Raw genomic sequence first — 4,858 nt, forward strand, 5'->3', positions numbered from 1 at the left:
AACGGCGCCTTGGCCCCCAGAGCCTTCTTCAAGAAGGCGTGCACCAAGTGGTTGAATATCGCGGGCTGTTCAAAATAGCCGGAGTGGCCTACGCCGGGCAGGATGTGAAGCTCCGCGCCGGGCACGCATTTATGCGCCAGCCGCAGGGCGTCCGGCGGCAGGCCCTTGTCTTCCTCGCCGCCGATGAATATGACCGGGACTTTGAGGCCCTTTAGCTGCTCCGGCGTCGGCCCCAGGGTGCGGCCTCGCTTGATGGGCGCATCGGGCGAGTTATAGGTGTTGAACTGCCGGTAGAGGTCAGCTCGCACAGGGTTGCTCTGGCGAAAGGTCTCGGATAGCGCCCGGATCTTCATCGGCAAGCCCTCCACGCCGGCCACCGCCTCCACCATTCGCTTGCGAAGGGCCGGCTCATCGATGCCGCCGGTACTGCCCGACAGAATCAGCGCCTTAATCCTCTGCGGCGACTTGGCGGTGAGGGCTGTCACCGGCCACCCGCCCAGGGACTGGCCCACCAGGATGGCTTCCTTCGCCTTCAGGTGGTCGAGGAGCGCCTCCAGGTCGCTGGTGAAAGAAGCAGCCCCCGGACTGCCTTCTTTTTCTCTCGACAGCCCAAAGCCTCGCATGTCCATGGTCACGACCTGGAACCATTTAGAAAAGTAGGGCATTTGCTGCCACCAGACACCATGATTGCCTCCCGCGCCGTGGATAAATACCATGGTCATTCCCTGGCCCTGGAGGTCGTAATAAATATCGGCGTCTTTCAGGTTCATGTAAGGCATATCAGTCCTCCAGATTTACCAGATTTAATTGTCGGTTACGCGATCGGGGGACGGCGTCGATGCCAGTCCGTGGCCTGCTCATAGGCGTAGGCGATGCGCAGGATCATGGCCTCGTCAAAAGGCTTGCCGATGATTTGCAGGCCAAAAGGCAGTCCGTTGGACGTAAAGCCGCAGGGCACGGACACCGCCGCAGCGCCGGCCAGGTTGACCGGGCTGCGCAGTATCCGCCCATAGGCCATCTCAGCCCTATTGGCGGCCTTGCTGCCAAGGCTGAGGCTGCTGGCGACGAGGGGCGCGGGCGTGGCCGTGGTGGGGCCGATAAGCACGTCAAACCGCTTCATGACCTCTAGGAATTCGCGGCGCCACATCTCGCGCAAACGTACGGCTTTATAGTAGGTCTTCGCAGGCACCAGGCTAGCCGCCAGCAGATAAAGGCGCATCTTTGGGTCGAAAACTCGGGGCTGCTGCCGCAAGCGCTGGTAGTGGACCGCCGCGCCGTCGGCCTCGGTGATGGCGGTGGCGATGGCGCCGGTGTGCTTGATGAAGGGTATGGAAACCTCACCGACCGATGCGCCCAGGCTTCTGAAAACAGCGGCAGCGTCCAGCACGCCCTTCTGGGTGTCTTTGTTTAGCCGGTCGTTGTAGACTTGCTCAGTCACCAGACCGACTCGAAGCCCCTTTACCCCATCTTTTAGCGACGCAGAGTAGTCCGGCACGGACGCGTCCCAGGTGTACGGGTCCTTAGGATCGTAGCCAGCTATGGACTGGAGGGTCATCGCGCAGTCCTCCACGGTCCTCGACATCGGCCCCGCCACGTCCTGCGACCAGCTGGAGCCGATGAGGCCGTGGCGGCTCACCAGTCCCCACGTCGGCCTCAAGCCGACGAGGCTGCACATTGACGACGGGCTGCGAATGGAGCCCAGGGTATCCTCGCCGATGGACGTGGCGCACATGTAGGTCACGGTGGCAGAGGCGGAACCGTAGCTGGACCCGCCTGCCAGCCGGGTCAGTTCCCAGGGGTTTCGGGGTATGCCCCAGGGGAAGTTGTATCCGCCGGACAAAGCGAACTCGTTCAGGTTGGTCTTTCCAATAATAATCGCCCCGGCCTTCTTGAGCCGCGACACCACCGTAGCGTCTTCCCGTGGAACGAAGTCCTTTAGGAACTTGGAGCCGGAGGTGGTCAGGACACCCTTTGTCCATAACTGGTCTTTTATCGCCACGGGAATGCCGTGCATCGTCCCCAGATACCTGCCTCTGGCTAACTGCGATTCGGCCTTCTTGGCGGCGCCCAGGGCCTGGTCGCCGAGGACGGTTATGAAGGCGTTCAGCCTCGGCTCCAGCTCTTCGATGCGCCGCAGGTAGGCGTCGGTCAGTTCCACCGGCGACAGCCGCCGCGAGGCTATAAGCCGGGAGATCTCCGTTGCGGAGAGGTAAATGAAATCGTTAGTCTTCAAGAGGCGTCGCCTTATGGGGTACGCTTGTAAACCCTGAATGAACTGAGGGTGGAGAGTACGACTCCACCCTCAGTTTGCGGTGGCGGGAACCTATTTGAAAACAGCCTTGGTATATTCCTGGTAGCGCGTGATGCCGATATTTAGATGGTTTACCTGGTACTCGTTTACAAAGGCCGGGTTGGCCACGGCATAGCCGAACACCCAACCTATAGGTATGTCGACGCGAGTCTTGACCCACCAATCGCCAAAGTCCTGGACCATCTTCGTCCTGGTGGCGGCATCCGTAGTGGCGTCGTAGGCTTTCTTAAAGTCGGACACTTCCTGGTAGTCAATCCATCCTCGGCCAGACTCGTACCAATAGAAGCTCAGGTCTATGGTGATGGGGTTAGTAGCGGGAGACGACATGTACATAGTGTCGGCCAAAGACCTAGCCCTGATATGTCCCTGGACTACCGGGTTGTCACCGACCTCAACCTTGGCCTTGACGCCTATGGCGCTCCAGTAGTCGCGGACTGCCAGGGCTACATCCGGGCCTTCAAGGTTAATGTCTGCGCCGGCGGTGACGAATAAAGTCGTCTCGAAGCCGTTTGGATAGCCAGCCTCGGTCAGCAGTTGCTTGGCTTTAGTAGGGTTGTACTCGTAAGGCCAGCCGCCTGTCTTACCCGTTTTGCCCTCAGGGCCTGCCACAGGAAGCCATGCGTCCTTAAAGTAGCTCTCCCAGGGCGGGAAGAGCCCCTGTGAAGGGAACAAGTCTCCATTGTAGAAGGTCTTGGCTATCTGATTTCGGTCTATGGCCAGGTTGAGGGCCTCTCTAACTTTGTCCTTGCGTAAGGGGCTGTCCGGATTGTAGCCCTTAGTAGCCCCAATACCTGCCGTGCTGCCAGGGAAAGGCTTTCCGGTGGCGGGGTCTATATAGTTTTCGGGTTTGTAGTAAGGCACGCGGATCTGCACGTAAGCCCCCGGAAGGGTGCTTTTCCACACTGTCATGCCAGCGGTCTTTACCTGGCCATGAAGGCTCCTGGGAACGCTGGTCATGTGGACCTCTTTGGCCATGAGAGCGGCCATACGGGTCGCGGCCTCATTCACAAACAGGAACTGGAGCTCGGGAAAGTCCGGCGTTTTACGATAGTGATTCTCGACTCGTTTGAGCATCGCCTGCTCGTTGAAGACCAGTCGCACAAAGGTCCACGGGCCGTTGCCAATGGGGTCCTTGGCGTAGCCCTCTTCGCCGCCCTGAGCATCCCAGTGGTCCTTGCTGTAGATAGCAATGTCTCGCGAGTCCGACACAAGGTAGGTCAGGTCAAGGCTTATCTGCGCCAGCTTCACGGAGAGGTCGTAATCGTTATGTACGGTGGAATCTACCTTGCCGCCAAACTCTGCGCGAATGCTGATGGTTTTGGTGGAGGCTTCGCCGGAGTTAACCTTCCATGAGTGCACCACGTCTTTGGCGGTCATCGTAGTAGTGGTGGCTTTGCCGTCTTTGTAGAAGGGAACGTTCTGTCGGAGCTTAAAGTTCCAGGTGCGGCCGTCAGAGCCTACCGACCAGCTATTAGCCAGTTCCGGCTGATATTCCCCGGTCTTAGGATTGGTGCCGGCTAAGTGGTCGTAAATGGGTATAAGTTTTCCAAAGATAAAGCCAGCCTGGTTTTCCATAGTGACCTGTGTGCCGGGTCTCGGTATAGCTACTTTCAGGCGAGATTCCACCGGCACCTTTGGCGCCGCCGTGGCGGTGGCTGTAGGGGTAGCCGCTGGCCGGGCCGTAGCGGTGGCGGTAGGCAAAGGCGTCTGGCCGGGCGGCAGGGTGGCCGTGGGAGCCGCCGTGGTGGCGGTGGGGGTAGAGGTAGCCGCGGCGGTGGTGGCCGTCGGGGTGGCCGTGGCGTCGTCGCCGCAGGCCAATATGAACAGGGTCGCCAGGGCCATCAAGGCCGCGGTTATGAGGGGCAGGCCCTTGGTTCGCTCAAAGAGTGGTTGCACGTTCATCTCCTAGTCCGGACTTTATGCAGGCTAGTCCAAAGCCAAACCAAATATTTCCCGCTTGGGAACGATGGGATTCAAGCAGAGGCCTCAAGCGGAGTCAATAAGGGTAAATACTGATTAGTGAGGCCTTTTTAGAGTCTCGGTCACTCGATCGTCTTCGACTCTACTGCCGCCACACACCTCGCCCCTAGGAACAAGGCCTGGTCTGGCAGGCGCAGCGCGGCAACTTACGGCCCGGCCTACTCGATTAGGGCAATTTGGGTTAGCGGCAATTCGCCGGCGGCGGCTTGCAAGGAAAAGTTGCTGCCTGACAACACCACGGTGTCGCCAATGATGCTGCTGGCTATGGACAGGCCGGAGGAGCCCGCAATCTTAACTTTGCCGATGGGCGCGTACATTATGCCGGTCCAGCTGCCATTGCTGCCGCTGGCGTCTATGGCGCTGGGGCTGCCGCTGGTGGCGAAGGCCAGCACACCGTTCCAATACGGCGTCAGGTTGTAATCGCTTCCAGAAAGACTTACCTCGGCGCCGACGAGGGTGATCATGCCCTCCACGTTTCCCGTTCCCAGGGTGATTTTCCCGCCGGCGTTGCAGTAAACGCCTGGCTTGAGCTTTGTCATAGCGCCCGGGTCTTCCCAGTAGATAGGG

Annotated in this window: 4 protein-coding genes; all 4 read right to left on the reverse strand. The window is 59.5% G+C overall.

The genetic code is table 11. The features are described from left to right. Positions 1 to 779: alpha/beta fold hydrolase (locus FJ320_12710; GenBank protein ID MBM3926805.1), on the reverse strand; the 779-nt coding region annotated here is incomplete at its 3' end. Positions 780 to 814: 35 nt separating this feature from the next. Continuing rightward, positions 815 to 2,272, reverse strand: a complete 1,458-nt coding sequence (locus FJ320_12715) for an amidase (protein MBM3926806.1) — start codon at positions 2,270 to 2,272, stop codon at positions 815 to 817. Positions 2,273 to 2,323: 51 nt separating this feature from the next. Beyond that, positions 2,324 to 4,207: an ABC transporter substrate-binding protein gene (locus tag FJ320_12720; protein MBM3926807.1), complete on the reverse strand. Its 1,884-nt coding sequence runs from the start codon at positions 4,205 to 4,207 to the stop codon at positions 2,324 to 2,326. 242 nt (positions 4,208 to 4,449) lie between these two features. Then, the gene (locus tag FJ320_12725) at positions 4,450 to 4,830 is read right to left on the reverse strand and encodes a hypothetical protein (protein MBM3926808.1); all 381 of its coding nucleotides are present in this window, start codon (positions 4,828 to 4,830) and stop codon (positions 4,450 to 4,452) included. Between the last annotated feature and the right edge of the window lie 28 nt (positions 4,831 to 4,858).

This window comes from SAR202 cluster bacterium (assembly GCA_016872285.1).
Classification (GTDB): domain Bacteria; phylum Chloroflexota; class Dehalococcoidia; order Lucifugimonadales.

Bases quoted from the DNA above. Each gene is read 5' to 3' on its own strand.
- FJ320_12725 (MBM3926808.1), bottom strand. From the start codon at position 4,830: ATGACAAAGCTCAAGCCAGGCGTTTACTGCAACGCCGGCGGGAAAATC.